Origin of the sequence: Streptomyces sp. NPDC048392 (genome assembly GCF_043200575.1) — a bacterium.
Lineage (GTDB): Bacteria > Actinomycetota > Actinomycetes > Streptomycetales > Streptomycetaceae > Streptomyces.
Map to the genome: position 1 here is coordinate 26,908 of NZ_JBICYB010000015.1, position 26,066 is coordinate 52,973.

Here is a 26,066-nt window from a genome sequence, read left to right on the forward strand (position 1 = left end):
CGCACGGTTCCCGGGCCTACCCCGAGCCGGTGCCTCCTCCCAGCCTTCCACTCCCGTTCGGTACCGCGCAACGGCACGGACCCTGCCGGGGTACCCGCCAGGCCCGTCCCACCGGCTCCGTCAGCTATTCCAGCCCTCGCCGACCATCCTCCAGCCCTCGCCGACCAGCGCCGTGTCACCGCCCCACCCGGCGTCCTCGACCGGCCCGGCGTCCCGGATGCGCGCGGCGCCGCTGCCCCGTCCGGCCACTCCTGTCCGCCCGGTACGTTCGAGTGGCCCGGCGCTCCTGTCCGGCCCGGCCTGTCACACGCCCGGCGCACCACGGAGTCCGCCGGGCGGCTCACGGCTCCCGGAGCGTGGCCCGGCCCGGCCGGCCCGGGCCGTCGCCCCACCGCCCCTACCGTGACCACCCCGCCTTCGAAGCGCGCGCCGTCCTCATCCGTGCCAGGACCGCCACAGCGCCGCGTAGGCGCCGTCCGCCGCGACGAGTTCCTGGTGGCTGCCCAGCTCGCTGATCCGGCCGTTCTCGACCACGGCGATGACGTCCGCGTCGTGTGCGGTGTGCAGACGATGGGCGATCGCGATGACCGTGCGGCCGTCCAGGACCCGGGCCAGCGACCGTTCGAGGTGGCGCGCGGCCCGTGGGTCGAGCAGGGACGTCGCCTCGTCCAGCACCAGGGTGTGCGGGTCGGCCAGCACCAGGCGGGCCAGCGCGATCTGCTGGGCCTGCGCCGGGGTGAGCGAGAAGCCGCCCGAGCCGACCTCGGTGTCCAAACCCTCGTCGAGCCCGCGGGACCAGTCGTCCGCGTCGACCGCGCCCAGCGCCGCCCACAGCTCGGCGTCGGTGGCGCCGGTCCTGGCGAGGCGGAGGTTGTCGCGCAGGGAACCCACGAAGACGTGGTGCTCCTGGTTGACGAGGGCGACGTGCGAGCGGACCCCTTCCGCGGTCATCCGGGACAGTTCCGCGCCGCCCAGGGTGATCCGGCCCTCGCGCGGACCGTAGATGCCCGCCAGCAGCCTGCCCAGCGTGGATTTGCCGGCACCCGAGGGACCGACCAGCGCGAGCCTCGTGCCGGGGGCCACTTCCAGCGACACCTTGCGCAGGACGTCCACGCCCTCGAGGTAGCCGAAGTGCACTTGGTCGGCGTGCACGTGCCGTCCGTCGGGGGCCGACGCGGGGTCGCCGGCGTCCGGCTCGATGTCCCGCACGCCGACCAGCCGGGCCAGGGAGACCTGGGCCACCTGCAGCTCGTCGTACCAGCGCAGGATGATGCCGACCGGGTCGACGAGCATCTGCGCGATCAGCGCGGCCGTGGTCAGCTGACCGACCCCGATCCAGCCCTGGAGTACGAAAACACCGCCGATGAGCAGGACGGAGGCGAGCACGGTCACATGAGTGACGTTGATGACCGGGAAGAGCACCGACCGCAGCCAGAGCGTGTAGCGCTCCCAGGCCGTCCACTCCTTGACCCGGCGCTCCGACAGTTCGATGCGACGGGCGTCGAGGCGGTGGGACTCGACGGTGCGCCCCGCATCCACGGTCTCGGCGAGCGCGGCGGCCACCGCGGCGTACCCGGCGGCCTCCGAGCGGTAGGCGGAGGGCGCCCGGCGGAAGTACCAGCGGCAGCCGATCACCAGCAGCGGCACCGCGATCAGCACCGCCGGTGCCAGTGGCGGCGCGGTGACCACCAGGCCACTGAGCAGCAGCACCACCCACACGGCGCCGATCGCCAGCTGGGGCACGGCCTCGCGCATGGCGTTGGCGAGCCGGTCGATGTCCGTGGTGATCCGGGAGAGCAGGTCACCCGTGCCGGCCCGTTCCAGTACGCCGGGCGGCAGTCCGACCGACCGTACGAGAAAGTCCTCGCGCAGATCGGCCAGCATCCGCTCGCCGAGCATGGCCCCCCGCAGCCGTACCTCTCGTACGAACACGGCCTGCACGACGAGGGCGAGCCCGAAGAGGGTGACGGTGAGGCCGAGACGCAGCTCGCGCGCGTCGTCCGCGACGCGTTCCACGAGCCCGCCCAGCAGGTAGGGGCCCGCCATCGAGGCCAGCACGGCCACGGTGTTGACGGTGACGAGGAAGACGAACGCCCGACGGTGCCTGCGCAGCAGTTCAGCCACGTACGCGCGGACGGTCGGGCGAGCACCGACGGGGAGGGTGCTGGCCGTCGTGGGAGCCGCCGGGTCGTAGGGCGGGGGCGCGACGCCGATCATGCCGTCTCCTCGATCTCTTCCAGTCGGCGCAGTACGTCGACGTCGTCGCTCAGGGCGTCGTCGCGGCCGTCGTCGGCCGGGGCCTTGGCGGACGCCCTCCTCACGGGTACGCCGCCGGCGTGCGCCGCGGTCTCCTCGTCGGTCTCGCGGGTGACCACCGCCCGGTACCGGGGCTCGGCGTGCAGCAGTTCCCGGTGGGTTCCGACCGCGGCGACCTCGCCGTCGTGCAGGAACACGATGTGGTCCGCGCGGTCCAGCAACAGCGGCGACGAGGTGAACACCACCGTGGTCCGCCCCGTGCGCAGTGCTCGTACGCCTTCCGCGATCCGGGCCTCGGTGTGCGAGTCGACGGCCGAGGTCGGTTCGTCCAGGACCAGTGCCTCCGGGTCCGTGATCAGGGACCGGGCCAGTGCCAGCCGCTGGCGCTGGCCGCCCGAAAGCGACCGGCCCCGCTCGGTGATGCGGGCGTCCATCGGATCGTCGGTGCCGAGCGAGCCCTGCGCGAGCGCCGTCAGTACGTCGCCGCACTGGGCGGCGGCCAGCGCGTCGTCGGCGCCGACGGCACCGGACGCCGGCACGTCCAGCAGCTCGCGGAGTGTGCCGGAGAGCAGCACCGGGTCCTTGTCCTGCACCAGGACGGCGGTGCGCGCGGACTTCAGCGGCAGCTCGTCCAGCGGCACGCCGCCCAGCAGGGCCGACGTGCCCGTCTGGGCGGGGTGCCCGCCGAGCCGTTCGGCCAGGCGCCCGGCCTCGTCCGGGTCACCGCACACCACGGCGGTGAACCGGCCCGCCGGCGCCAGGAGACCGGTGGCCGGGTCGGCCAGGTCACCGGTCGGGACCTCGGCGGGGCGCGAGCCCGCGGTGTCCGTGGTGCGCTGCAATGCCAGCACCCGTGCCGCCCGCTTGGCCGAGGGGCGGGAGAAGGAGTACGCCATGGCGATCTCCTCGAAGTGCCGCAGCGGGTAGGTGAGGATCATGACGGAGCTGTAGACGGTGACGAGCTCGCCGACGCCGATGCGGCCCTCGCGGGCCAGACGGACGCCGTGCCAGACCACAGCGATCAGCAGCAGCCCCGGCAGCAGCACCTGGATCGCGGAGATCAGGGACCACATGCGGGCGCTGCGCACGGCCGCGTGGCGCACCTCCTGGGAGGCGCTGCGGTAGCGGTCGAGGAAGAGTTCCTCGCCGCCGATGCCGCGCAGCACGCGCAGTCCCGCGACGGTGTCCGAGGCGAGTTCGGTGGCGCGGCCCGCCTTGTCCCGCTGTACGTCGGCCCGACGGGTGGCCCGGGGCAGCAGCGGCAGTACCGCGAGGGCCAGCACCGGCAGGCCCACGATCACCACGACGCCGAGCGCCGGCTGGTAGACGACCAGCGCCACGCAGACCAGCACGATGGTGAGCGCGGCGGCGGTGAAGCGGGAGACGGCCTCCACGAACCAGCCGATCTTCTCGACGTCCCCGGTGGACACGGCCACGACCTCACCGGCCGCGACCCGCCGGGTCAGTGCCGAGCCCAGTACCGCGGTCCTGCGGGCCAGGAGTTGCTGGACGCGGGCCGCGGCGGTGATCCAGTTGGTGACGGCGGCGCGGTGCAGGAAGGTGTCGCCGATCGCGTTGCCGGCACAGCACAGCACCATGACGCCGCCCGCGAGGGCGAGCCCGGTGCCGGAGCGGTCGACGACCGCCTGAATGGCGAGACCGACGCAGAAGGGCAGGGCGGAGACGGAGGCGAAGTGCAGCAAACCCCAGGCCAGCGACTTGAGTTGCCCACCCAGCTGGTTGCGGAACAGCCACCACAGGAATCGGGGGCCCGAGCGTGCGTCCGGCACGCCCGGGTCGGGATACGGAAGGTCTTGGATCTGCATGACGTCCCAGTGGCTCGTGTCAGGGAGTGCCGTTGCTATGCGGCATCGAGAGGCTGCAAACCGTGACAGGTTCGCGTCGCCGCGTGCCGAAAATCAAGCGGTTTTCCGCGATGGGCCGCGAATACGGCTACGGCCCGCCGCACGCCGTCCGCGTCCGCCCGCGGCTCCCTCGCCCGCGCCCGTCCGCCGGATTCCTGACGGCATGCCCGGAGCGAGTGCGACCATGGACGGATGGCACGTGGTGGTGGACGGCGTACGGCGGTCGCGATGGCGGCTCTCGGCTCCCTGCTGGCGGTGACGGCGCTGTCCGCCTGCGGCGGCCCGTCGGGGGAGGGTGCGGACTCCCGGGCGAGCGGACCTGCCGGGGAGGCGGGCCGGAGCAGTGCCACGGCCGACCCCACGAGAATCCCCGGCGTCGGCGACCGGCTCCAGCGGCGCATCCCCACCGACTCGCGCCAGGTCGTCGCGGTGTACGGCGCCGGGAAGGACTCCGCCGACTCCACGGTCGTGCTCTACGCGAAGCAGGGCTCCGCCTGGCACCGCGCCCGCAGTTGGGCGGCGCACAACGGCAGGAAGGGGTGGACGACCGACCACCACGAGGACGACAAGCGCAGCCCCGTCGGTGTGTTCACGCTGAGCGACGCGGGCGGCGTGCTCCCGGACCCGGCCCCCGGAACCGGGCTGCCGTACAGCCGGTCCGAGAGCTTCGCGGCACCGCGGTGGTGGGCCAAGTCGTACTGGCACGACTTCGACTACGTCATAGCCATCGACTACAACCGGGTCAGGGGCACCCCGCCGAACGACCCGACCCGCCCCGAAGGCACGTCCAGGGGCGGTTCGATCTGGCTGCACATGGACCACGGCAGCGGGACGTCGGCCTGCGTCAGTCTGCCCAAGCCGGCGATGGAGTACCTGCTGCGCACACTCGACCCGGACCGGCACCCCGTGGTGGTGATGGGGGACAGGGCGGACCTGGAGACCTGAGCACGGGCTTCCCGCTTCACGCCGTGCGCCGGCCCTCACCGATGCCGGGCCCGTCGATCAGCGTGTCCAGCAGTCCGCCCAGCACCGCGCGCTGCTCGTCGGTCAGCGGGGCCAGGATCTCCTCGGCGGCGGACCGGCGCGCGCCGCGCAGTTCCCGCAGGGCCGCGCCCCCGTCCTCGGTCAGCTCGATCCGGATGACCCGGCGGCTGGCGGGATCCGGGACGCGGCGCACCTTTCCGGCCGCCTCCAGCCCGTCCACCAGGGTCGTCACCGCCCGGGGCACGACCTCGAGGCGCTCGGCGAGGTCGGCCATGCGAGGGGGTGAACCGTAGTGCGCCAGCGTGCGCAGCAGCCGGGACTGGGCCGGTGTGATGCCGAGGTCGCGGTGCTCGAGATGGCGTTTCTGGATGCGGTGCACCCGGCGGGTGAGCCGCAGCAACTGCTCGGCGAGCAGGCCGTCGGGATCGGGGGCGGTCATACGGGAACAATATCAGGATGACGTTCATTGTGAGTATAGGTAACAATGACCTATGATCCGTAAGGTCCGCGCGACCTCGCGGCGGTCCCCGGAGGGCTGCCGTCCGTCTGCCCCGCAGGTCTCGCCGGCCTCCCCCGCCGCCTCCGAAGGAGCCCATGCACCCCGATCGCGAATCCGCCTGGACCGCACCGGCCGACGCCGGGGAACAGCCCCGGCAGGTGCGTCGCATCCTCAAGCTGTTCCGCCCCTACCGGCGCCGCCTCGCGGTCGTCGGCCTGCTGGTCGGCGCCGCGTCCCTGGTGTCGGTCGCCACGCCCTTCCTGCTCAGGGAGATCCTCGACGTCGCGATCCCCGAGGGGCGCACGGGCCTGCTGAGCCTGCTCGCCCTCGGCATGATCCTCGGTGCCGTCCTCACCAGTGTCTTCGGCGTGTTGCAGACCCTGATCTCCACCACGGTGGGCCAGCGCGTCATGCACGACCTGCGCACCACCGTCTACGGCCGGCTGCAGCAGATGTCCCTCGCCTTCTTCACCCGCACCCGCACCGGCGAGGTCCAGTCCCGCATCGCCAACGACATCGGCGGCATGCAGGCCACCGTCACCTCCACGGCCACCTCCCTCGTCTCCAACCTCACCAGCGTGGTCGCCACGATCGTCGCCATGGTCGTCCTCGACTGGCGTCTCACCGTCGTCTCGCTGCTCCTGCTCCCCGTGTTCGTGTGGATCAGCCGCCGCGTCGGCCGGGAGCGCAGGAAGATCGCCACCCGGCGCCAGAAGCAGATGGCCGCCATGGCCGCCACGGTCACCGAGTCGCTGTCCGTCAGCGGCATCCTGCTCGGCCGCACGATGGGCCGGTCCGACTCGCTCACCCGCGCCTTCGCGGACGAGTCCGAGAGCCTGGTCGACCTGGAAGTGAAGTCGAACATGGCGGGCCGCTGGCGGATGGCCGTCATCGCCATCGTCATGGCCGCCATGCCGGCCGTCATCTACTGGACCGCGGGCATCGCCCTGCAACTGGGCGGCCCCGACGTCTCCCTCGGCACGATCGTCGCCTTCGTCTCGCTCCAGCAGGGGCTGTTCCGCCCGACCGTGAGCCTGCTGTCGACCGGCGTGCAGATCCAGACCTCGCTCGCGCTCTTCCAGCGCATCTTCGAGTACCTCGACCTGCCGATCGACATCACCGAGCGGGAGGATCCCGTCCACCTCGGCCACATCAAGGGCGAGGTCCGCTTCGAGAACGTCGGCTTCGGCTACGGCGGCAAGGGCGGCCCGGTCCTCGACGGCGTCGACATCACCGTCCCCGCCGGCAGCAGCCTCGCCGTCGTCGGCCCCACCGGCGCCGGCAAGTCCACGCTCGGCCACCTGGTGCCGCGGCTCTACGACGTGACGGGCGGCCGGGTCACCCTCGACGGCGTCGACGTGCGCGACCTCGACTTCGACACCCTCGCCCGCGCCGTCGGCGTCGTCTCGCAGGAGACGTACCTCTTTCACGCCTCGGTCGCCGAGAACCTGCGCTTCGCCAAGCCGGACGCCACCGACGCGGAGCTGGTCGCGGCGGCGAAGGCCGCCCAGATCCACGATCACATCGCCGCCCTGCCCGACGGCTACGACACGGTGGTCGGCGAACGCGGCCACCGGTTCTCCGGCGGTGAGAAGCAGCGCCTGGCCATCGCCCGCACCATCCTGCGCGACCCGCCCGTGCTCGTCCTCGACGAGGCGACCAGTGCCCTGGACACCCGCACCGAGGCGGCCGTGCAACAGGCCATCGACGCCCTGGCCGCCAACCGCACCACGATCACCATCGCCCACCGCCTGTCCACCGTCCGGGACGCCGACCGGATCGTGGTCCTCGACGCCGGACGCCTGGCCGAACAGGGCACGCACGAGGCACTGCTGGCGCAGGAAGGGGCTTATGCCGCACTGGTGCGCAGGGACGCCCGACTGGAGCCGACAAGATGACGATATGCCGGGTTTGCTGGCGACTGGGGGTTACCGTGCCCGCATGCAGACGAACTCTCCGTCACGGAGCGCGAGGAGCGCTAGAGGCCCCAGAGACCCCAGAATCCCCAGAAGCCCCAGGAGAACGATCCGGCTGACGCGCCGGGGCCGCATCGCCCTGATCGCGACCGGTGCCCTGGTGGCGGGTACCGCCGTGGCGGTGCCGCTGCTGACGACGGACGACGAGGGCGAGTCCCGCCCCACGTCCCTGGTGATCCCGGAGGGCTGGCGCGCGACGCAGGTCTACGGGGCGGTCGACAAGACCCTCGCCCTGCCCGCGGGCACCACCAAGAAGTCCCTGGCCGAGGCCAATCTCAAGCTGCCGAACGACGCCGAGGGCAACCCCGAGGGCTATCTCTTCCCGGCCACCTACCCACTCGGCGAGAACCCGACCCCGGAGAAGCTGCTGACGGCCATGGTCGACACGGCGAACAAGAAGTTCACCGGCGCGCCGGTCGCCGCGGGCGCCCAGCGCAACGCGCTGAACGTCTACCAGGCGGTCACCATCGCCAGCATCGTGCAGGCGGAGGCCGCCGCCAAGGAGGACATGGGCAAGGTGGCCCGGGTGATCTTCAACCGGCTGGAACGCGGCATGCCGCTGCAGATGGACTCCACCATCAACTACGCCCTGGGCCGTTCCACCCTGAAGACCACCACCAAGGACACGAAGCTCGACAGTCCCTACAACTCATACCAGCGCATGGGACTGCCGCCCACCCCCATCGCCAATCCGGGCGACGACGCGATGAACGCCGCGATCAACCCGACCCCCGGTGACTGGCTCTATTTCGTCACGGTCAAGGCGGGCGACACCCGTTTCACCGCCGACTACGCCGAGCACCAGCGCAATGTGGCCGAGTTCAACCGCCTTCGGCAGAGTGCCTCCGAGAAGGCAGAGGCCGCCAAGTGACCGGGCGGGGCGTCACGCGGCGACCGGCTCGCAGTCGGCCAGCAGCCGCCTGATGTCCCGCACGGCCGCGCGTCCCGCCCGGTTGGCGCCGACGGTGCTGGCCGAGGGGCCGTAACCGACGAGATGGATCCGCGGGTCGGCGACCGCGCGCGTCCCCTCGACACGGATACCGCCGCCCGACTCCCGCAGCCGCAGCGGCCTGAGATGGTCGATGGCGGCCCGGAAACCGGTCGCCCACAGGATGACGTCCGCGGCCACCCGCCGCCCGTCACTCCACTCCACCCCCTCGGGCGTGATCCGGTCGAACACGGGCTGCCGGTCCAGCACACCCGACTCCAGCCCGGCCCTGACCACGTCGTTCAGGGGCAGCCCCGTCACCGACACCACGCTCTTCGACGGCAGTCCCTGCCGGACCCGCTCCTCCACGAGCGCCACGGCCGCCCGGCCCGCCTCCTCGTCGAAGGGGCCCTCGCGGAAGACGGGAGGCCGCCTGGTCACCCACGTGGTGGCCGCGGCGTACGGGGCGATCTCCAGCAGGTGCTGCGTTCCGGAGGCGCCGCCGCCCACCACGACCACGCGCCGGTCGGCGAACTCCTCCGGCCCGGCGTACTGCGCCGTGTGCAACTGCCGTCCCCGGAAAGTCTCCTGACCCGCGTAGCGCGGCCAGAAAGGGCGGTCCCAGGTGCCGGTCGCGTTGATCAGCGCACGCGTCGACCACGGCCCGGCCGACGTCTCGACGAGCAGTCGTCCCTCCGCCCCCTCGCGCACGGCGCCGACATCGACCGGCCGCCTGACCCGCAGGTCGAAGGCCTGCTCGTACGCCGCGAAGTACTCGGCCACGACCTCGGCGGACGGCCGTGCCGGATCCGCGCCGGTCAGCTCCATGCCCGGCAGGGCGTGCATCCCGTGCACCTTGCCGTACGTCAGCGACGGCCAGCGGAACTGCCACGCGCCGCCGGGACCGGGGGAGTGGTCGAGCACCACGAAGTCGCCCGCCGGTGCGAAACCGGAACGGCGCAGATGATGGGCGGCGGCGAGCCCGGCCTGACCGGCCCCGATGACGACGACCTCGACCTCGCGTGTGTTGTTCACGTTTCTACCAACGGCGCCGGAGGCCCCGGTCTTCCCCCGGTGTCAGGATGGGGGCATGCCTGCTGCCTTCACCACCAGAGTCCTCAGCCTCGCCACCGGCCCGGCGGAGCGGGTCGCCGACATCACCGGTGACTGCGAGTCGTTCCTCCGCGAGGCGGCGTCCGGCCGCGACGGCCTCCTCAACGTCTTCGTCCCGCACGCCACCGCCGGGATCGCGATCATCGAGACCGGCGCCGGCAGCGACGACGACCTCCTGTCCGCCCTGCACACCCTGCTCCCCGCCGACGACCGCTGGCAGCACCGCCACGGCAGCCCCGGCCACGGCCGTGACCACGTCCTGCCCGCCCTCGTACCACCGCACGCGACGCTGCCGGTGATCGGCGGACGCCTGGAACTCGGGACCTGGCAGTCGGTGTGCCTGGTCGACACCAACCGGGACAATCCCGACCGCCGGGTCCGGCTGAGCTTCCTCGGCTGACCCGCGCCGTCGCGGCCCGGTGCCTAATGCACCGCCATCTCGCCGAGTTCCGACCAGTCGTCCTGGCCGATCGTCGCGTTCACGATGCGCGGCGTCCGGGCCAGGTGGCGCGGCAGTTCCTCCTGTGCGGCCCTGAAATGCGCGGACCGGACGTGTGCGGCGCCCGCCTCGTCGTCGCGGAACGCCTCGACCAGCACGTATTCCCTGGGGTCGTCGACGCTGCGGGACCAGTCGAACCAGAGGCAGCCGGGTTCCGCCCGGGTGGCCCGGGTGAATGCGCCGGCGATCTCCGGCCACCGGTCCGCGTGTTCGGGGAGCACCTGGAACTTCGCCGTGATGAAGATCATGAGTTCGCCTTCTGTGAGCGCGGCCGGGAACGGAGCGAGCACCTCGCCGTCCGCATCCCTACCCGGTCCCGTGCCGCGGGCACCGGCGGCTCGGCCGGAGGAGGCGGCCGCCGGTGCCCGCGGCACCGGGCCGTGGGTCAGGCGTCGGCCCGCGCCCGTCCCCGGCCGACCAGGCGCTTCACCAGCGGCCAGGCGAGCAGCAGCACGATCACCGCGTACACCGTCACCGAGAACGGCGTGTCGACCAGGCCCGACACACTGCCGTCACTGATCTGCAGGGCCCGGCGCAGCTGCTGCTCGGCGTTCGGGCCGAGGATGACGCCGATCACCGCGGGCAGGATGGGCAGGCCGTAGCGCCGCATGCCGAACCCGACCAGGCCGATGATCAGCAGGATCACCAGGTCGACGACCTCACCGCCGACCGCGTACGCGCCGACCGCCGCGAAGAACATGATCCCCGCGTAGAGGTACGGCCGCGGGACGCGCAGCAGCTTGGCCCACACCGGCGCCAGCGGCAGGTTCAGGCAGAGCAGCAGCACCATGCCGACGAAGAGGGACGCAATCAGGCCCCACACCAGTTCCGGCTCGCGTTCGAAGAGCAGGGGGCCGGGCTGGATGCCGTACTGCTGGAAGGCGGCGAGCATCACCGCGGCGACCGCCGTGGTCGGCAGGCCCAGGGTCAGCATGGACACCAGTGTGCCCGCGGCCGAGGCCGACGCCGCCGACTCGGGGCCGGCCACGCCCTCGATGGCACCCTTGCCCCACTCGTCCTTGTGCTTGGACAGCCGCTTCTCCGTCACGTACGACAGGAACGTGGGTATCTCGGCCCCGCCCGCCGGGATCGCGCCGAACGGGAAGCCGATCAGCGGACCGCGCAGCCAGGACTTCCAGGTGCGCTTCACATCACCGCGACCGAGCCACGGACGGCCCACCGGGATCGGCTCGGCCGCCCCGCGCCGCAGGTGGGCCGCCACCCACAGCGCCTCACCGATCGCGAAGAGACCGACCGCCACGATCACCACGTCCACGCCGTCGGCGAGTTGCAGCGAGCCGAAGGTCAGCCGCTGCTGGCCCGTCATCTGGTCCAGGCCCACCAGGCCGATCGTCAGGCCGATCAGCAGCGAGGCCAGGCCTCTGACCCGGGAGGAACCCAGCACCGACGTCACGGCGATGAACGCCAGCACCATGATGGCGAAGTAGTCCGGCGCGCCGATGTCCACCGCCAGGCCGGCGACCGTCGGCGCCAGCACCACCAGCAGGATGGTGCCGATCATGCCGCCCGCGAAGTGACCGATGGCCGCGGCCGCGAGCGCCTGCGCACCGCGCCCCGCCTTGGCCATGGGGTTGCCCTCCATGGCCGCGACCACGGCGGCGCTCTCACCGGGGGTGTTGAGCAGGATGGAGGTGGTCGAACCGCCGAACATCGCGCCGTAGTAGATCCCGGCGAACATGATGAACGCGGCGACCGGGTCCAGTCCGTACGTCACCGGCAGCAGCAGTGCCACCGCCATCGCCGGGCCGATGCCGGGCAGCACGCCGATGGCGGTGCCGAGCAGCACGCCCAGGGCGGCCCACAGCAGGTTCAGCGGCGTGAGAGCCGTACCGAACCCGTCCATGAGGGAGTTGAGGGCGTTCATGTCAGAGCACTCCCATCAGCGGGCCGCCGGGCAGCGGCACTCCGAGCAGCTTGTCGAAGACGACGTAGGTGACCAGGGACAGCACCGCGGCGATCAGCGGATCGCGGTCCACCCGGCGGCTGCCGAGGGTGAACGCGGCGCCCCAGAAGAGCAGCGCTCCGGCCACGGGGAAGCCGGCCGGTTCGATCAGCGCCGCGGCGCCGAGGAAGATCCCGGACAGCAGCAGCACCGTGCGCCAGTCGGCCGGTTCGGACAGGTCGATGTCCTCGCCGCCCTCGGCCTCGCCCCGGCCGCCGCGCAGGACGTCGACGGCGAGCAGCGCGGCGATCACCAGCAGGCCGATGCCGACCACGACCGGCACGGTCTTGGGGCCGACCGGCCCGCGCTGGGTGATGTCGACGTCCATGGTGAGCGCGTCGGTCAGGACCAGCGCGCCGAGCGCCAGCAGCAGGACGCACACGCCCAGTTCGGAGTGTTCGCGCAGCCACGAGTGCTTCCCGGCCGGCGGGGCCGGAGCGGGGCCCGTGACGGAGTCCGGGGAGGGGGAGGAGTGGGCCGGCGTCGTCACAGTCCCAGCTCCTTCAGCACCGACACCACGCGCTTGTCCTGGGCGTCCAGGAAGTCGCCGAACTTGTCACCGGTCAGGAACGCGTCGTCCCAGCCGTTCTGGTCCATGGACTTCTTCCATTCGGGCGAGTCGTGCAGCTCCTCGACGAGGCGGGTCAGCTTGTCCCGCTGCGCCTCGGACAGGCCGGGCGGGGCGACGATGCCGCGCCAGTTGGTGAAGTCCACGTCGTAGCCGGACTCCTTGAGCGTCGGCGCGTCCTCGAGGTCGTCCACCCGCTCGGGACCGGTCACCGCGAGCACCCTCAGCTCACCCGCCCTGATCTGGTCCAAATACTCGCCGACGCCGGAGACCCCGAAGCCGACCTTGTTGCCAAGGATCGAGGCGAGCAGTTCGCCCCCGCCGTCGAAGGGGATGTAGTTGACCGACTTCGGCGAGATCCCGGCGGCCTGTGCCATCAGCATCGACGCGAGGTGGTCGGGCCCGCCCGGCGACGAACCACCGCCCACCGGGATCTTGCCCGGGTCCCTCTTCCACCGGACGATCAGCTCGTCGATCGTCTTGTACGGCGAGTCCTTGGCGACCACGACGACGTCCTGCTCCTCGGTGAGCCGTGCGATCGGCGTGGTGTCGGCGAGGGTCTTGGGGGCGTGGTTGGAACGGACGGCGCCCACGACGCCGAGACCCATGGACATGGCGAGCTTGCCGTTGCCGTGTTCGCTCACCAGCCGGCTCAGCCCCACGGTGCCGCCCGCGCCGGGCAGGTTGAACACCTCGATGTTGTGCGTGAGTCCGGCGTCCTCGGCGTTCTTCGCGGCCGTGCGGGCGGTGATGTCGTAGCCGCCGCCCGGCGTGTTGGGGACCATGAAGCGCAGGCCCGGGATCCGGGTGCCGGAATCGGACTCGTCGCCGGAGGAGAGCAACGGCGGTCCGGCCAGCACGAGCACGGCGGCCCCGAGCAGGGCGAGGGGAGTGCGCAGACGCACGTAGGACACCACCTGTCGGTCGGGTAGATCGATACGGGGAAGCCCCGCGGGGGAGGGTGACGCGGGCCACATGGTGCCCGCGCGGCCGCCGCCTGTCTGCCTTGCGGAACCAAGGGTGGTTGTGTTCATTGCGGTCGCCGCGGCGGGGCCGCGACAGTGCCGGTACGTCGCCGGGACATCGCCGGTTCATTGCGATGAGGGCACATCTCTTTCCCTCGTCGCAGGTGGGCGCCATGATGGCGACCCGGCACCCCCGCCCCCTCCTGAGCCGAGAACGAGTCCGCCGTGGCCCCCGCCTTCCGCCGTCAGACCCTCGCGGGCGAGATGCTGGTCCTCCAGCTCGCCATCGTCGTGGTCGTCCTGCTCGCGGTCGCCGCCGTCTCGCTCGCCCAGTCCAAGGCCACCTTCAACCGCGTGGAGGGCCGCCGGGTGACCGCCCTGGCCGAGCAGCTGGCCGCCACGCCGCTGGTCCGCAGCCAGTTGCTGCGTCCCGTGCCGCAGGAGGCCCTCGCCCCGCTGGTGAACTCCACGCAGACCCAGTCCGGGGTCACCTCCGTCACGGTGGCCGACGCCCACGGCCGCGTCGTCAGCTCCACCGACCCCACTCTCATAGGCGGCCGGCTGCCGCGCGGCGAGGGCTCCGGAGCCGGAAGCGGCTGGTCGGGGCCCCTGACCGTGCAGAGCAGCCGGGAACTCGTCGCCCAGGTCCCGGTACTCGGCGCCACCCGGCCGCTCCTCGGCCGCCGGCTCGGCACGGTGATGGTCGGCGAGGCCGACCCGACGGTGTGGCAGCGCCTCAGCGGCGCCTCCTCCTACCTGCTCGCCTACCTCGGCATCGCCAGCGGCCTCGGCGTCGCCGGCTCCTGGCTGCTGGCCCGGCGCGTCAAACGGCAGACCCTCGGCCTGGAGCCCCGCGAGATCGCCGGCCTCGCCGAGCACCGGGAGGCCATGCTGTACGGCATCGCCGAGGGCGTCGTCGCGCTCGATCCGCAGCACCGGTTCACCCTGGTCAACGAGATGGGCCGGCGCCTGCTCGACCTGCCCGCCGACTGCGTCGGCCAGAGCCTGGACGGCCTCGGCATCGACGGGCGCCTGCGCGACGTCCTCGCGGGAGCCACCCCCGAGGCGGCCGAACCGCGTGACGAGGTGGTCGTCCGTCACGGGCGGGTCCTGGTCATGAACCGCATGACCGTCACCAAGGACGGCCGCCCGCTCGGCTCGGTCACCACCCTGCGCGACCGTACCGAACTGGCCCGCCTGGAACGGGAGATCGGTGCCTTCCGCAGCACCTCCGAGCTGCTGCGCGCCCAGGCCCACGAGTTCGCCAACCAGCTGCACACCATTTCCGGGCTCGTCCAGATCGGTGAGCGGGACGAGGTGGTGCGCTACATCCGCGGGCTCAGCCGGCGCCGCCAGTCCCTGGACGTCACCCTCAGCCGTCGGGTGCGTGACACCGCCGTCGCCGCCCTGATCACGGCGAAGTCCTCCCTCGCGGCCGAGCGCAGGGTCGCGCTGCGCGTCTCGGACCGCACGGCGCTGGACCGGCTGGCTCCGGAGGACGCCGCCGACGTGGCCACCGTGGTCGGCAACCTGGTCGACAACGCCGTGGACGCCGCCGCGGCACCCGGTGACGAGCACGAGGCATGGGTCGAGGTCGAGCTGCGGCAGGACGCCGCCAGCGTCGAGATCGTGGTCCGCGACTCCGGACCCGGGGTGGCGCCCGAACTGGCCCGCGAGGTCTTCTCCCACGGCTTCACCACCAAGGCCGCCCGGCAGGGCGAGCGCGGCATCGGCCTGGCGCTGACCCGGCTGGTCTGCGAACGTCACGGCGGTGAGATCTCGGTGGCCAACACCCCCGAGGGGGCCGTGTTCACCGCACGCATGACCGTCAGCCACCTCACCGACGCGGTGGCGGAAGGAGCGGCACCATGACGGCAACGAGCGGCACGTCCGACGGGAGTGCCCCGACCGCGGCGCCCCGTGCCGCCGGTCCGATCGGCGTGCTCGTGGTGGACGACGACTTCATGGTGGCCCGCGTCCACCGCGCCTTCGTCGAACGGGTCGAGCCCTTCCGGGTGGTCGGCGTCGCCGGTACCGGTGAGCAGGCGCTCGCCTCCGTCGGGGAACTGCGCCCCGACCTGGTCCTGCTCGACCTGTACCTGCCGGACGTCTTCGGCCTCGACGTCATCCCCCGGCTGCGCGCCGCCGGACACGACTGCGACGTCATGGTCATCAGCGCGGCCCGCGAGGCGGACGCGGTGCGCGGCGCCGTGCGGCACGGCGTGGTCGACTACCTGCTCAAACCGTTCGAGTTCGACCACCTGCGGGTACGGCTGGAGCGCTACGCCGTCCAGCGGGGCCGGCTGCTCGGCACGGTGGTACGCAGCCAGGCCGATGTCGACCGCGTACTGGCCGGCGCCGCGGCACAGGCCGCCACCGCCCCGGCGCTGCCCAAGGGCATGAGCGTGGAGACCGCCGAACTCGTCGAGCGAACCCTCCGTGAGGCCGACGGCACCCTGTCCGCCAGTGAGTGCGCGGCGCTGACCGGCGTCTCCCGGGTCAGCGCCCGCCGCTACCTGGAGCACTTCCACACCGTGGGCAGCGCGGAGGTCTCCCTGCGCTACGGGGTGGCGGGCCGCCCCGAGCGCCGTTACCGCTTCCGGGGCGCGGTCACCGGCCTGGCGCTCCCGCCCGCAGCCCGTCCATGACGAAGTCCAGGAACCGGGTGACCCGCGACTGCCAGTCCTCGCCGGAATCGATCAGCCAGAGACCGCCGATGACGAGGAAGAAGTCGTCCGACGACACTCCCGGCCGGATGGTGCCGGCCTCCTCGTTGGCGCGGAGCAGGAGTTCGGCCGCTTCCGTCACCGGGGCGGGTTCCGGTTTCGCCGGTCCCCCGGGCGCGCTCGTGACCATCCGGATCGCGTCCGCCAGACCGGCCTTCGTCATGGCGAACCGGGCCAGGTGGTCCAGCCACTCGCGCAGGGCGCGCTCGGGCTCCCGCGTGGCCAGCAGCTCGGGCGCGGCGTCGGCCACCTGCCGCATCTCGTAGCGGTAGACCTCCAGGACGAGCGCCTCGCGGTGCGGGAAGTTGCGGTAGAAGGTGCCCTGCCCGACGCCCGCCTTCTTGGCGATGGCGCTCAGCGGGACGTTCGCGCAGCGCGTCAGCTCCTCCGTGGCGACGCGCAGGATGCGCTCGCGGTTGCGCTGTGCGTCCGAGCGCAGGGGTGCGTCCGTCTTGTCCCTCTTCGGCGGCGGCACTCGTCCTCCTCCCGGGTTCGTGGCCGAATCCCGTGCTTGATAACCGGACAACTGTCCGTTACGTTTTCCAGTGAGCGGACAGCTGTCCGGTTACCCGCCCACTCTAGCGGCGGACGCGGCCGGAAGAACCGGCCGTGGCCCTCCGGCCACGGATGACCCCGCTGCCCACAGCCCATTGTCCCTGTCACCAGACACCAAAGAAGGCTGACCATGGCCCCAGCGCCCTCGTCGACGTCCAGCGCAGTCACCCTGAACATCAACGGCGAGAAGCACCAGCTGACCGTCGACCACCGCACCACCCTGCTCGACGCCCTGCGTGAGCGCCTCGATCTCACCGGTACCAAGAAGGGCTGCGACCAGGGGCAGTGCGGTGCCTGTACCGTCCTGGTCGACGGGCGCCGCGCCGTCTCCTGTCTGAATCTCGCCGTCGCCGCCGAGGGCCGGGAGATCACCACGATCGAGGGAATGGCCGAGGGCGACCGGCTGCACCCGGTGCAGCAGGCATTCCTCGACCTCGACGGTTACCAGTGCGGCTACTGCACACCCGGGCAGATCTGCTCGGCGATCGCCGTCATAGAGGAACACGCGGCCGGCTGGCCCAGCGCCGCCACCGAGGACGTACGCCCCGAGGCCGGGCCCCCGCCACTGACGCCGGACGAGATCCGCGAACGGATGAGCGGCAACCTGTGCCGCTGCGGCGCCTACGTCTCCATCGTCCAGGCGGTCACCCGTGCCGCCGAGGCCCACGGGACGGCGGCCCAAGACGCCGACCGCGCCGAGACCACCGAGGCGGCCGCATGAGGGAGTTCGGATACCAGCGCGCCGACGACGTCTCCGGCGCGGTGGCACTGCTCGCCGCCGACCCGGACGCCCGCTTCCTCGGCGGCGGCACCAACCTCGTCGACCTGATGAAGACCGGCGTCGAGCGTCCGGCCCGGCTCGTCGACGTCCGCGAACTCCCCCTGGACGGCGTCGGGGAGACCCCGGACGGCGGCCTGCGCATCGGCGCGACCGCCACCAACAGCGACCTCGCCGCCCACCCCGAAGTGCGCCGCCGCTACCCGGCACTGGCCCAGGCGGTCCTGGCCGGTGCCTCCGGCCAGCTGCGCAACATGGCCACCGTCGGCGGCAACCTGCTCCAGCGCACCCGCTGCGGCTACTTCACCGACCTCAGCAAACCCTGCAACAAGCGCGCCCCCGGCAGCGGTTGCTCCGCCGTCACCGGCGAGCACCACAACCACGCCGTCCTGGGCGCCTCCGACCACTGCGTGGCCGTGCACCCCTCGGACATGGGCGTGGCCCTCGCGGCCTTCGACGCCGTCGTCGGCTACGAAACCCTCGACGGGCCCGGCGAGTTGCCGCTGGCCGACTTCTACCTCCCCGTCGGGGACACCCCGCACCTGGAGACCGCCCTGCCGCCCGGCGCACTGATCACCGGCGTCACCCTGCCACCCGCCGCGGTCGCCGCCCGCTCCCGCTACCGCAAGGTGCGCGAGCGGGCCTCGTACGCCTTCGCGATCGGCTCGGTCGCCGCCGCCCTCGACGTCGAGGACGGCGTCGTACGCGAGGCCCGGCTGGCCTTCGGCGCGGTCGCGTCGCGGCCCTGGCGGGCCCGCGCGGCCGAGGCCGTCCTCACCGGGGCACCGGCCGACGGCGACACCTTCGCCGCCGCCGCGGACGCCGAACTCGCGGCCGCCAGGCCGCTGCCCGACAACGGATACAAGGTGACCCTCATGCGCAACCTCGCGGTGGCCGTCCTGACCGAACTCGCCGAGGAGGCCGCCCGATGACCACCGCCACCACCGGCCGTACGGCGCTCAGGGGCGCCGTCGGCACCGCGCACACCCGCGTAGAGGGCCGCGACAAGGTCACGGGAGCGGCCCGCTACGCCGGTGAGATCCCCTTCGCCGACCTCGCGCACGGCTGGCTGGTGCTCTCCACCGTCGCCCGCGGCCGCATCCGCTCCCTCGACACCGACGCCGTCCTCGCCATGCCGGGCGTGCTCGCCGTCCTGCACCACGGCAACGCCCCGCGCGTCGACACCGACTACGTCGGCCTGCTGGGCATCCCGCCGGACCCCACCGCCGCCGTCTTCCAGCAGGACCGGGTGCGCCACGTGGGCTGGCCGGTCGCCCTCGTCGTCGCCGAGACGTCCGAGCAGGCCCGGGAGGCCGCCGAGGCCCTCGTCGTCGCCTACGACCAGGAACCGCACAGCACCGCACTCGGCACGGACCACCCCGACGCCCACCCGGCCGACGGGGTCATGCCCGGCGAGACCGCGAAGGGTGACCTGACCGCCGGCCTCGCCGCGTCCGCCGTCGTGGTGGACGAGGAGTACTCCACTCCCGAAGAACACCACAGCATGATGGAGCCGCACGCCGCCACGGCCCGGTGGGACGGCGGCCGGCTGGAGATCGTCGACTCCAACCAGGGAACCACCTGGATCCAGGGCGAACTGGCGAACATGTTCTCCCTCGACGCGTCCGCGGTGCGGGTGCGCTCCGAGCACATCGGCGGCGGCTTCGGCAGCAAGGGCCTGCGCGCCCACCAGGTCGCCGCCGTGATGGCCGCGACCGAGCTGCAGCGGCCGGTGCGCGTGGTCATGACGAGGCGGCAGATGTTCTCGCTGGCCGGTTACCGCAGCCCCACCCTCCAGCGGGTGCGTCTCGGCGCCGCCGCCGACGGCCGGCTGCGCGCCCTGGAGCACCGCTCGCTGAGCCAGACGTCCACCGTCTACGAGTTCGTCGAGCCCAGCGCCGGTGTGGCCCGGGTGATGTACGACGCCGACGCCCACCACACCGCCAACCAGGTGGTGCCGCTCGACGTGCCGTCGCCGACGTTCATGCGCGCGCCGGGCGAGGCGCCGGGGTCCTTCGCGATCGAGTCGGCCCTCGACGAACTCGCCGAGCGCTGCCGCGTCGACCCCGTCGAGCTGCGCCTGCGCAACGAACCCGAGGTCGGTCCGGTCTCCGGTCTGCCTTTCAGCAGCCGCAACCTGGACGCCTGCTTCCGCGAGGGAGCCCGGCGGTTCGGCTGGGCCGGGCGCGACCCGCGCCCCGGGGTGCGCCGCGACGGGCGCTGGCTGCTGGGCACGGGCACGGCCGCCGCCTCCTTCCACGCGGGAGCCGGCCCCTCCACGGCCGTCCTGACCGCGGAGGCCGACGGCGGCTACACCGTGCGGATCGCCGCCGCCGACATCGGCACCGGTGCCCGCACGGCGCTCACCCTCATCGCCGCCGACGCCCTGGAGGTCGCGCCCGACCGGGTCCGGGTCCGGATCGGGGACAGCGACTTCGGCCCCGCCATGATCGCGGGGGGCTCGATGGGCACACGTTCCTGGGCCTGGGCGATCACCGAGGCGGCCCGCGAACTGCGCGAACGGCTGGCCCTGGGCACGACCGTCCCGCCGGAGGGCATCACCGTGCGGTCCGACACCACCGCCGCCCTCGGCGCCCTCGCCCAGAAGGAACGGCACTCCTTCGGCGCGCAGTTCGCCGAGGTCGCCGTGGACACCGCCACCGGCGAGGTGCGGGTGCGCCGCATGCTGGGCATCTTCGCTGCGGGCCGGATCGTCAACCCGCTCACCGCCCGCAACCAGCTTGTCGGCGGCATGGTGTGGGGCATTTCCATGGCCCTGCACGAGGAGGCGGTCCGGGACCGGGCGAGCGGCGGCCTCTACGCCCCCGACCTCGCCGGCTACCACGTCGCCACCAACGCCGACGTGGGCGACATCCAGGCGGACTGGGTGGACGACCCCGACCCCGACGACCCGGTCGGCATCAAGGGCGTCGGCGAGATCGGCATCGTGGGTGCCGCGGCGGCCGTGGCCAACGCCGTCTGGCACGCGACCGGCGTGCGCCACCGCAACCTGCCCATCCGGCCGGACCGGGTGCTGTCGGCGGTGCCAGCGGGCGGGGGAGCGGCGGATGCTTGACATCGCCCAGGACCTGGACCGCTGGCTGGCCGAGGGCCGGGAGTTCGCCGTCGCCACCGTCGTCTCCGTGGGCGGCAGCGCACCGCGCGGGCCCGGCGCCGCCCTCGCCGTCGACAGCGGGGGCACCGTGATCGGCTCGGTCTCCGGCGGGTGTGTGGAGGGCGCGGTGTACGAGCTGTGCTCCGACGCCCTGCGTACCGGCGAGACGGTGCGCGAACGCTTCGGCTACAGCGACGAGGACGCCTTCGCCGTCGGACTGACCTGCGGCGGGATCGTCGACGTACTGGTCACCCCGGTCGGCGCGGACGCGCCGTCCCGGGAGGTGTTCCGGGCGGCGCTGGCCACCGCCGCCCGGGGCGGCACCGCGGCCCTGGCCCGGGTCGTCAAGGGCCCGACCGAGCTGCTGGGCAGGGCCCTGTTCGTCCAGCCCGACGGTTCGCACGAGGGCGGTCTCGGCGGCCATCCGTACCTGGACCGCACGGCGGTGGCCGAGGCCCGGGCGCTGCTGGACGCGGGCCGCACCGGTGAGGTCGGTCTCTCGGAGGACGGATCGCACTGCCCGGGCGGGCTCACCCTGCTCGTCGAGTCGAGTGTGCCGCCGCCCCGCATGATCGTCTTCGGTGCGGTCGACTTCGCCGCGGCGCTGGTGCGGGCCGGGAAGTTCCTGGGTCACCACGTCACCGTGTGCGACGCCCGGCCCGTCTTCGCCACGCCGGCCCGCTTCCCCGAGGCCGACGAGGTCGTCGTCGACTGGCCGCACCGCTATCTGCGGGGCATTCCGACCGACGAGCGCACGGTGCTGTGCGTCCTCACCCACGACGCCAAGTTCGACGTGCCGCTGCTGACGGAGGCCTTGCGGAGGCCGGCCGCGTTCGTCGGCGCGATGGGCTCGCGCCGCACTCACGAGGACCGCGACCGACGGCTGCGCGAGGCGGGCCTGACCGAGCACGAGCTGTCCCGGCTCCGCTCACCGATCGGCCTGGACCTCGGCGCCCGCACCCCCGAGGAGACGGCGCTGTCCATCGCGGCGGAGATCGTCGCGGCCCGCCGCGGCGGCACGGGCGCACCGCTGACGGGCGGGGTCACACCGATCCACCGTGACCTGACGGGGGCGGCCGCCTGACGGGGCGGGGCGGGGCGGGCGGGATCGGACGGGGCCAACTCTCGTCCGCCGAGCCCCGCCGAGGCGGCATCGCAGCCGGCGTCGTCGTGGCCCCGCCGCCCCGCCTCCGCCATGGCGGCCCCCGGCCGGTCACTGTCGGGCCCTGTCGACGCGGTCCCCGACGGCTGTGACCAAGCCGGTCGCCCGACTGGGAAGGATCGGCGGGCTCGATCAGGGCGGGTCGGCGGGCTCGACGGGACCGGATCGGCTGCCCGGCGGGGCCTGGCCGAGGTCGCGGCATGCGGCGTCCGCCCGGATCGGCCACCGGGCCGCGCGCGCCCGCATGGCCGCCGGTACACCGGTACAGGCGCGCGGCGTCCGCCGGTCGCCCCGTCCGTCGGCCCGAGGACGCCGGCTCGGTGGCCGCCGCGCGACGGGCCGGTGGGGGAGGTCCGCCGCTTCGGGCGTGCGGTCCCGCGGACGGACGGGCCGGTGACGAACGCCCGAAGGCTCAGGGCAGGGCCGACTCGCCGGCCAGGCGGACCGCGCACTCCAGCATCATGGCGTGCACGAAGGCCTGCGGGAGGTTGCCGCGGAGCTGGCGCTGGCGCACGTCGTACTCCTCGGCGTACAGCCCGGGCGGTCCGCAGGCCGCCCGGGTGCGCTCGAACCACCGGAACGCGCCTACTTGGTCGCCGACCCGGTGCGTGGCGAGCGCCATCGTGAAGCCGCAGAGCAGGAAGGCCCCCTCGGCCTCCCCGAGCGGCACACCGGGGTGTTCGAAGCGGTACAGGTACCCGTCCTCGGCCAGCCGGGACTCGATGTACGCGCGGGTGGCCGCGTCGCCGTCCCCGTCGCCGGACGCGCAGCCGCGCGCCATCGGCACCAGCAGCGCGGCCTCGGGTCCGTCGTCGTCCTCGGCCCGCCGCCAGCGGCCGTCGGCGTTCAGGCACCGGCGCCGGGTCTCCCGCAGTACCGTGTCGGCGAGGCCGGCGCACCGGCGCCCCTGCCTACCGGGCAGCACCTCGGCCATCCGCCGCAGGCCGCACACCACGCTCAGCCGGGAGTGGGTCCACCACCGGTCCTCCAGCTCCCACAGACCCGCTTCCGGCTTCAGCCACTGCCGCTCGACGAGGTCCACGGCGACGACGGCGGCCCGCTCCGCCTCCTCGGTCAACCGGTCGTGCGCGGCCGCCGCGGCGAACAACTGCAGCGCCTCGCCGAAGGTGTCCAGCTGGAACTGGGCGCCCGCGTCATTGCCGATGTGGTCGACGCCGCCGGGGTAGCCGGGCAGCCGCAGGGACCGTTCCTCCCCGACCGGCCGCCCGTCGACCGTGTAGGCGGGGCGCAGCCCGTCGCCGTCCGCGAGGAGGCGCTCGGCGACGAAGCGCACGGCGTCGTCGACCAGCGGGTGCGGCCCGTGCGCGGCGACCGCGAGACCGGCGTAGCACTGGTCGCGCAGCCATGCGAAACGGTAGTCGTAGTTGCGCCCGCTGTTGGCCCGCTCCGGCAGGGACGTGGTGGCGGCGGCCACCATCCCCCCGGACATGCTGGTCAGCCCGTGCAGCACGGCGTACGCGTGCCGGGCGTCGCGGGGCGCGACCAGCCGCGAACAGTCCGGGACGGCCCGCTGCCACTCCCGCTCCGTGGCCCGCCACAACGCGTCGGCGTCGAGCGGTCCGGTCTCCCGTCCTTCGGACAGTTCCAGAATCAGGTCGTGCGTCTCACCCTCGCGCAGCCGGAACTCGCCGCGCAGTCCGGTCCCGTCCCGCCAGACCGCGTCCGGGGCCCCGGCGAGCCGCATCCGCAGCCCCTTCGCCTCGGCCGTCCACACTCCGCGTTCCTGCCGGGGGTCGCGCATCCGCTCCTCGCCGAAGCCCGGCCGCGGATCCAGGCCCAGATTCAGGCGTGCCTCGCCCCGTTCCACCCGCATGCGGCGCAGCAGCACGAGCCGGTCCGTGCGGGCCGGCAGCGCGAGGGCCTCGCGGCACTCGATCACGCAGTCGGCGGTCACCCACCGGCTCACCCGGATCAGCGTGCCCTCCTCGTAGGAGCCGCCCCAGACGTGCCAGGGGTCCGCGGGCTCCACGGTGAAGTGACCGGCTCCGCCGATCAGCGCGGAGAACACCGCGTCGTCGTGCCACCGCGGGGCGCACAGCCACACGATCTGGCCCCGTGGATCCAGGACCGCCCCGCGCTCGCCGTCGGCGAGAACGGCGTACTCGCGCAGCGCCCAGGGTGGGCAGGAGGTGTCCGGTGCGGCAGTGGGCTGACCGTCGCTGTGCTTCATGACGCTACGGCTATCCCGGCGCCGGTGATCGAAACGGTGCCGCCGTCCCTGCCGTCACCGGCACCCGGCCACCCCGTGCACGCTCAGCGGACCCACCGCCAGCCCCGCCTCCCGGCAGTCGCGCACGATGTCCGGCAGCGCGCCGAGCGCGGCCCGCCAGCTGCCCGGCGCGGAGGCGTGGTCGGTGTCGTGGAGGAGGATCGTGCCGCCCCCGCGCAGGTCCGCCGCGACGGTCGCACGTACCGAGGCGGGCGTGGCGTCGTGCCGCCAGTCCTTGCCCCACGCCGTCCACAGCACCGGTCGCAGCCCGGCGCGGCGGGCTGCTGCCCAGCGTCCGGTGGTGAGGATGCCGTAGGGCGGCCGGTACCAGCGGGGGGCGCGGCCGGCCGTCTCGCCCACCACGTGGACGGCGCGCAGCAAGTCACGCGCGTCCCGTGCCGGTGACGGCCGCCAGGGGCGGTCGTGGGCCCAGCCGTGGACGGCGAGTTCGTGCCCGCGCAGGACCAGCTCGCGGGCCAGCGCGGGGTGGCGTACGGCGTTCTCGCCCAGGACGAAGAACGTCGCCCGTACCCCGAGACCGTCCAGTACGTCGAGGAAGTGCGGGGTGGACGCCGGATCCGGGCCGTCGTCGAAGGTGAGCGCGACGTGGCCGGGGTTGCCCAGCCCGGCCAGACCGGGGAACCGGCGCCGCCTCAGCCCCGGCAGCCAGGTCGCGGCCGGACCGATGTGGGCCAGCGCTGCGGCGACGACCGGTGCGACGGCGTACACCGCCCGTCCGGTGCGAAACTGCTGACGCATCCGTGGTGCCTCCGGTCCTTTTCCTACATCCAGCACGTCATCACACCGAGGTCGAGCGGGCCCAGCGCGTCGAGCGGGCCGAGCGCGTCGAGCGGGTCGAGCACAGCAGCACAGCAGCACAGCAGCGCGTCGGGAACATCGGGTACATCGCGCACGTTCAGCGCGGTCGGTCTCGTCGCCGTTCAGGGCGTGCGGTCGGCTCACCGCCTCATCGCCCGCCCCGGTCCGTCCCGCGCCGCCGGGGCCGTGTCCCAGGCGCCGTGGACCGACGGAGCCCGGGCCAGCCCGACGCTGCCGAGGCCGATCAGCGTCACACCGATCAACTCGGGCAGCACCCGTAGTCCGAGCTGGATCTCCTCGCCGAACAGGGCCCAGCCAAGGGCGACGCTGGTCAGCGCGTCGCCGAGGGTCAGCGCAGGCTGCGAGGCCGCGAGGGTGCCCGCCCGCAAAGCGCTCTGGAGCAGCAGGAAGCTGACCACACCCACCACGGCCGTGGCGTACGGCGGCCACTGGGTCAGCACCTCGCCCACCCCCTGGGGGAGCCGCCCGGTGAGTTCCTTCAGCAGCGCCGCCGTACCGCCGAAGCCGACCGCTGAGGCCGATCCGAACAGCGCCGCGCGGGGCGCCCCCCGCAGCAGGCTGCCGACCGAGGCGAGGCCCGTCACCAGGACGAACAGCGCCAGTCCCGCCCAGCCCCAGCGGCCGGGGGCGGCGGTGCTGTCACCGGCCGACGGGTTGGCGGAGCCCAGGAACAGCGCGAGCCCCGCCGCCAGGGCCACGAACGCGAGCCACGTCCGCGAATCCGGACGCCGGTGGAATACCGCGCTGCCGACCACCAGGGTGAACAGCAGCTCGCTGGCCATCAGCGGCTGGACGACGGCCAGACTGCCCACCGCCAGCGCGGCCGCCTGCAGCACCGTCGTCAGGGCGAGCAGCGCCGCCCCGCCCACCCAGTACCGGTCGCGCACCAGCCGCAGCAGTGAGCGCACCGCCGTGTGCCTGGCCCCCGCCCGGTCCTCGTCCTGGGCCGCGGCCCGGCGTTGCAGTACCGACGCCGCCGCGTTGGACAGCGCCGCGAACAGGGCCAGTACGACGGTGAGAACACTCACCGCGGCGCGCTCCCGG

The 26,066-nt window shown here is 73.3% G+C and carries 24 protein-coding genes; 10 read left to right on the forward strand and 14 right to left on the reverse strand.

Annotated elements, in window-relative coordinates; translation table 11 throughout:
* Nucleotides 1-120: 120 nt before the first annotated feature.
* The 3 genes from ACGFYH_RS20935 to ACGFYH_RS20945 form a co-directional block, all read right to left on the reverse strand.
* Nucleotides 121-249 carry a hypothetical protein gene (locus ACGFYH_RS20935; protein ID WP_393804644.1) on the reverse strand — a complete coding sequence of 43 codons (129 nt, stop codon included), beginning with the start codon at nucleotides 247-249 and terminating at the stop codon, nucleotides 121-123.
* Nucleotides 250-435: 186 nt separating this feature from the next.
* Nucleotides 436-2,217, reverse strand: coding sequence for an ABC transporter ATP-binding protein (locus tag ACGFYH_RS20940; protein ID WP_393804645.1), 1,782 nt, complete (start codon nucleotides 2,215-2,217; stop codon nucleotides 436-438).
* Nucleotides 2,214-4,082, reverse strand: coding sequence for an ABC transporter ATP-binding protein (locus tag ACGFYH_RS20945; protein WP_393804646.1), 1,869 nt, complete (start codon nucleotides 4,080-4,082; stop codon nucleotides 2,214-2,216). The genes ACGFYH_RS20940 and ACGFYH_RS20945 overlap by 4 nt, the downstream gene beginning before the upstream one ends.
* Before the next feature lie 231 nt (nucleotides 4,083-4,313).
* Here ACGFYH_RS20945 and ACGFYH_RS20950 point away from each other — a divergent pair, with 231 nt between their 5' ends.
* The gene (locus ACGFYH_RS20950) at nucleotides 4,314-5,066 is read left to right on the forward strand and encodes a L,D-transpeptidase family protein (RefSeq protein ID WP_393804647.1); all 753 of its coding nucleotides are present in this window, start codon (nucleotides 4,314-4,316) and stop codon (nucleotides 5,064-5,066) included.
* A gap of 16 nt (nucleotides 5,067-5,082) precedes the next feature.
* On the opposite strand, the gene ACGFYH_RS20955 is transcribed toward ACGFYH_RS20950, so the two are convergent.
* Nucleotides 5,083-5,544, reverse strand: coding sequence for a MarR family winged helix-turn-helix transcriptional regulator (locus tag ACGFYH_RS20955; protein ID WP_393804648.1), 462 nt, complete (start codon nucleotides 5,542-5,544; stop codon nucleotides 5,083-5,085).
* A 155-nt stretch (nucleotides 5,545-5,699) separates the two neighbouring features.
* Here ACGFYH_RS20955 and ACGFYH_RS20960 point away from each other — a divergent pair, with 155 nt between their 5' ends.
* Nucleotides 5,700-7,502: an ABC transporter ATP-binding protein gene (locus tag ACGFYH_RS20960; protein ID WP_393804649.1), complete on the forward strand. Its 1,803-nt coding sequence runs from the start codon at nucleotides 5,700-5,702 to the stop codon at nucleotides 7,500-7,502.
* Between the two features lie 43 nt (nucleotides 7,503-7,545).
* Nucleotides 7,546-8,451, forward strand: a complete 906-nt coding sequence (gene mltG / locus ACGFYH_RS20965) for an endolytic transglycosylase MltG (protein ID WP_393804650.1) — start codon at nucleotides 7,546-7,548, stop codon at nucleotides 8,449-8,451.
* A 12-nt stretch (nucleotides 8,452-8,463) separates the two neighbouring features.
* Here mltG and ACGFYH_RS20970 read toward each other — a convergent pair whose 3' ends face one another.
* Nucleotides 8,464-9,543: an NAD(P)-binding domain-containing protein gene (locus ACGFYH_RS20970; RefSeq protein ID WP_393804651.1), complete on the reverse strand. Its 1,080-nt coding sequence runs from the start codon at nucleotides 9,541-9,543 to the stop codon at nucleotides 8,464-8,466.
* Between the two features lie 55 nt (nucleotides 9,544-9,598).
* On the opposite strand from ACGFYH_RS20970, the gene ACGFYH_RS20975 reads away from it, so the two are divergent.
* Nucleotides 9,599-10,021 carry a secondary thiamine-phosphate synthase enzyme YjbQ gene (locus tag ACGFYH_RS20975; protein ID WP_393804652.1) on the forward strand — a complete coding sequence of 141 codons (423 nt, stop codon included), beginning with the start codon at nucleotides 9,599-9,601 and terminating at the stop codon, nucleotides 10,019-10,021.
* A 23-nt stretch (nucleotides 10,022-10,044) separates the two neighbouring features.
* On the opposite strand, the gene ACGFYH_RS20980 is transcribed toward ACGFYH_RS20975, so the two are convergent.
* From ACGFYH_RS20980 to ACGFYH_RS20995, 4 genes are all read right to left on the reverse strand, one after another.
* On the reverse strand, nucleotides 10,045-10,368 hold the full coding sequence (locus tag ACGFYH_RS20980; protein ID WP_393804653.1) for a putative quinol monooxygenase: 324 nt from the start codon (nucleotides 10,366-10,368) through the stop codon (nucleotides 10,045-10,047).
* A 137-nt stretch (nucleotides 10,369-10,505) separates the two neighbouring features.
* Nucleotides 10,506-12,005, reverse strand: coding sequence for a tripartite tricarboxylate transporter permease (locus ACGFYH_RS20985; protein ID WP_393804654.1), 1,500 nt, complete (start codon nucleotides 12,003-12,005; stop codon nucleotides 10,506-10,508).
* Nucleotide 12,006: 1 nt separating this feature from the next.
* Nucleotides 12,007-12,489 (reverse strand): tripartite tricarboxylate transporter TctB family protein, encoded by a 483-nt coding sequence (locus ACGFYH_RS20990; protein WP_393804762.1) that lies wholly within the window; start codon nucleotides 12,487-12,489, stop codon nucleotides 12,007-12,009.
* An 80-nt stretch (nucleotides 12,490-12,569) separates the two neighbouring features.
* Entirely contained in the window at nucleotides 12,570-13,556 is a 987-nt protein-coding gene (locus ACGFYH_RS20995; RefSeq protein ID WP_393804763.1) for a Bug family tripartite tricarboxylate transporter substrate binding protein, read from the reverse strand.
* A 285-nt stretch (nucleotides 13,557-13,841) separates the two neighbouring features.
* On the opposite strand from ACGFYH_RS20995, the gene ACGFYH_RS21000 reads away from it, so the two are divergent.
* Both ACGFYH_RS21000 and ACGFYH_RS21005 read left to right on the forward strand, forming a co-directional pair.
* On the forward strand, nucleotides 13,842-15,488 hold the full coding sequence (locus ACGFYH_RS21000) for an ATP-binding protein (RefSeq protein ID WP_393804655.1): 1,647 nt from the start codon (nucleotides 13,842-13,844) through the stop codon (nucleotides 15,486-15,488).
* Nucleotides 15,485-16,264: a response regulator gene (locus tag ACGFYH_RS21005; protein ID WP_393804656.1), complete on the forward strand. Its 780-nt coding sequence runs from the start codon at nucleotides 15,485-15,487 to the stop codon at nucleotides 16,262-16,264. The genes ACGFYH_RS21000 and ACGFYH_RS21005 overlap by 4 nt, the downstream gene beginning before the upstream one ends.
* Here ACGFYH_RS21005 and ACGFYH_RS21010 read toward each other — a convergent pair.
* A complete protein-coding gene (locus ACGFYH_RS21010) occupies nucleotides 16,227-16,817 on the reverse strand; it encodes a TetR/AcrR family transcriptional regulator (protein WP_393804657.1) in 591 nt (196 codons plus the stop codon). The genes ACGFYH_RS21005 and ACGFYH_RS21010 overlap by 38 nt on opposite strands.
* A gap of 210 nt (nucleotides 16,818-17,027) precedes the next feature.
* Between ACGFYH_RS21010 and ACGFYH_RS21015 the strand changes: the two genes are divergently transcribed.
* Genes ACGFYH_RS21015 through ACGFYH_RS21030 form a run of 4 tightly spaced genes read left to right on the forward strand, consistent with a single transcriptional unit; the run spans nucleotide 17,028 to nucleotide 21,874 of the window.
* Nucleotides 17,028-17,618, forward strand: a complete 591-nt coding sequence (locus ACGFYH_RS21015) for a 2Fe-2S iron-sulfur cluster-binding protein (RefSeq protein ID WP_393804658.1) — start codon at nucleotides 17,028-17,030, stop codon at nucleotides 17,616-17,618.
* A complete protein-coding gene (locus tag ACGFYH_RS21020) occupies nucleotides 17,615-18,607 on the forward strand; it encodes an FAD binding domain-containing protein (RefSeq protein WP_393804659.1) in 993 nt (330 codons plus the stop codon). Before ACGFYH_RS21015 ends, ACGFYH_RS21020 begins: the two co-directional genes overlap by 4 nt.
* Nucleotides 18,604-20,751 carry a xanthine dehydrogenase family protein molybdopterin-binding subunit gene (locus tag ACGFYH_RS21025; protein WP_393804660.1) on the forward strand — a complete coding sequence of 716 codons (2,148 nt, stop codon included), beginning with the start codon at nucleotides 18,604-18,606 and terminating at the stop codon, nucleotides 20,749-20,751. Before ACGFYH_RS21020 ends, ACGFYH_RS21025 begins: the two co-directional genes overlap by 4 nt.
* Nucleotides 20,744-21,874, forward strand: a complete 1,131-nt coding sequence (locus tag ACGFYH_RS21030) for an XdhC family protein (protein WP_393804661.1) — start codon at nucleotides 20,744-20,746, stop codon at nucleotides 21,872-21,874. Before ACGFYH_RS21025 ends, ACGFYH_RS21030 begins: the two co-directional genes overlap by 8 nt.
* A 490-nt stretch (nucleotides 21,875-22,364) precedes the next feature.
* Here ACGFYH_RS21030 and ACGFYH_RS21035 read toward each other — a convergent pair whose 3' ends face one another.
* Genes ACGFYH_RS21035 through ACGFYH_RS21050 form a run of 4 tightly spaced genes read right to left on the reverse strand, consistent with a single transcriptional unit; the run spans nucleotide 22,365 to nucleotide 26,050 of the window.
* Nucleotides 22,365-24,143, reverse strand: coding sequence for a glycoside hydrolase family 15 protein (locus ACGFYH_RS21035; protein WP_393804662.1), 1,779 nt, complete (start codon nucleotides 24,141-24,143; stop codon nucleotides 22,365-22,367).
* 54 nt (nucleotides 24,144-24,197) lie between these two features.
* Nucleotides 24,198-24,941 carry a polysaccharide deacetylase family protein gene (locus ACGFYH_RS21040; protein WP_393804663.1) on the reverse strand — a complete coding sequence of 248 codons (744 nt, stop codon included), beginning with the start codon at nucleotides 24,939-24,941 and terminating at the stop codon, nucleotides 24,198-24,200.
* A gap of 23 nt (nucleotides 24,942-24,964) precedes the next feature.
* Nucleotides 24,965-25,096: a hypothetical protein gene (locus ACGFYH_RS21045; RefSeq protein WP_393804664.1), complete on the reverse strand. Its 132-nt coding sequence runs from the start codon at nucleotides 25,094-25,096 to the stop codon at nucleotides 24,965-24,967.
* A gap of 45 nt (nucleotides 25,097-25,141) precedes the next feature.
* A complete protein-coding gene (locus ACGFYH_RS21050; RefSeq protein WP_393804665.1) occupies nucleotides 25,142-26,050 on the reverse strand; it encodes a DMT family transporter in 909 nt (302 codons plus the stop codon).
* Nucleotides 26,051-26,066: the final 16 nt, after the last annotated feature.

Bases quoted from the DNA above. Each gene is read 5' to 3' on its own strand.
- mltG (WP_393804650.1), top strand. From the start codon at position 7,546: ATGCAGACGAACTCTCCGTCACGGAGCGCGAGGAGCGCTAGAGGCCCC.
- ACGFYH_RS20985 (WP_393804654.1), bottom strand. From the start codon at position 12,005: ATGAACGCCCTCAACTCCCTCATGGACGGGTTCGGTACGGCTCTCACG.
- ACGFYH_RS21015 (WP_393804658.1), top strand. From the start codon at position 17,028: ATGGCCCCAGCGCCCTCGTCGACGTCCAGCGCAGTCACCCTGAACATC.
- ACGFYH_RS21005 (WP_393804656.1), top strand. From the start codon at position 15,485: ATGACGGCAACGAGCGGCACGTCCGACGGGAGTGCCCCGACCGCGGCG.
- ACGFYH_RS20940 (WP_393804645.1), bottom strand. From the start codon at position 2,217: ATGATCGGCGTCGCGCCCCCGCCCTACGACCCGGCGGCTCCCACGACG.
- ACGFYH_RS20955 (WP_393804648.1), bottom strand. From the start codon at position 5,544: ATGACCGCCCCCGATCCCGACGGCCTGCTCGCCGAGCAGTTGCTGCGG.
- ACGFYH_RS21035 (WP_393804662.1), bottom strand. From the start codon at position 24,143: ATGAAGCACAGCGACGGTCAGCCCACTGCCGCACCGGACACCTCCTGC.
- ACGFYH_RS20945 (WP_393804646.1), bottom strand. From the start codon at position 4,082: ATGCAGATCCAAGACCTTCCGTATCCCGACCCGGGCGTGCCGGACGCA.
- ACGFYH_RS20960 (WP_393804649.1), top strand. From the start codon at position 5,700: ATGCACCCCGATCGCGAATCCGCCTGGACCGCACCGGCCGACGCCGGG.
- ACGFYH_RS21030 (WP_393804661.1), top strand. From the start codon at position 20,744: ATGCTTGACATCGCCCAGGACCTGGACCGCTGGCTGGCCGAGGGCCGG.
- ACGFYH_RS20980 (WP_393804653.1), bottom strand. From the start codon at position 10,368: ATGATCTTCATCACGGCGAAGTTCCAGGTGCTCCCCGAACACGCGGAC.
- ACGFYH_RS21025 (WP_393804660.1), top strand. From the start codon at position 18,604: ATGACCACCGCCACCACCGGCCGTACGGCGCTCAGGGGCGCCGTCGGC.
- ACGFYH_RS20950 (WP_393804647.1), top strand. From the start codon at position 4,314: ATGGCACGTGGTGGTGGACGGCGTACGGCGGTCGCGATGGCGGCTCTC.
- ACGFYH_RS20975 (WP_393804652.1), top strand. From the start codon at position 9,599: ATGCCTGCTGCCTTCACCACCAGAGTCCTCAGCCTCGCCACCGGCCCG.
- ACGFYH_RS21020 (WP_393804659.1), top strand. From the start codon at position 17,615: ATGAGGGAGTTCGGATACCAGCGCGCCGACGACGTCTCCGGCGCGGTG.
- ACGFYH_RS21040 (WP_393804663.1), bottom strand. From the start codon at position 24,941: ATGCGTCAGCAGTTTCGCACCGGACGGGCGGTGTACGCCGTCGCACCG.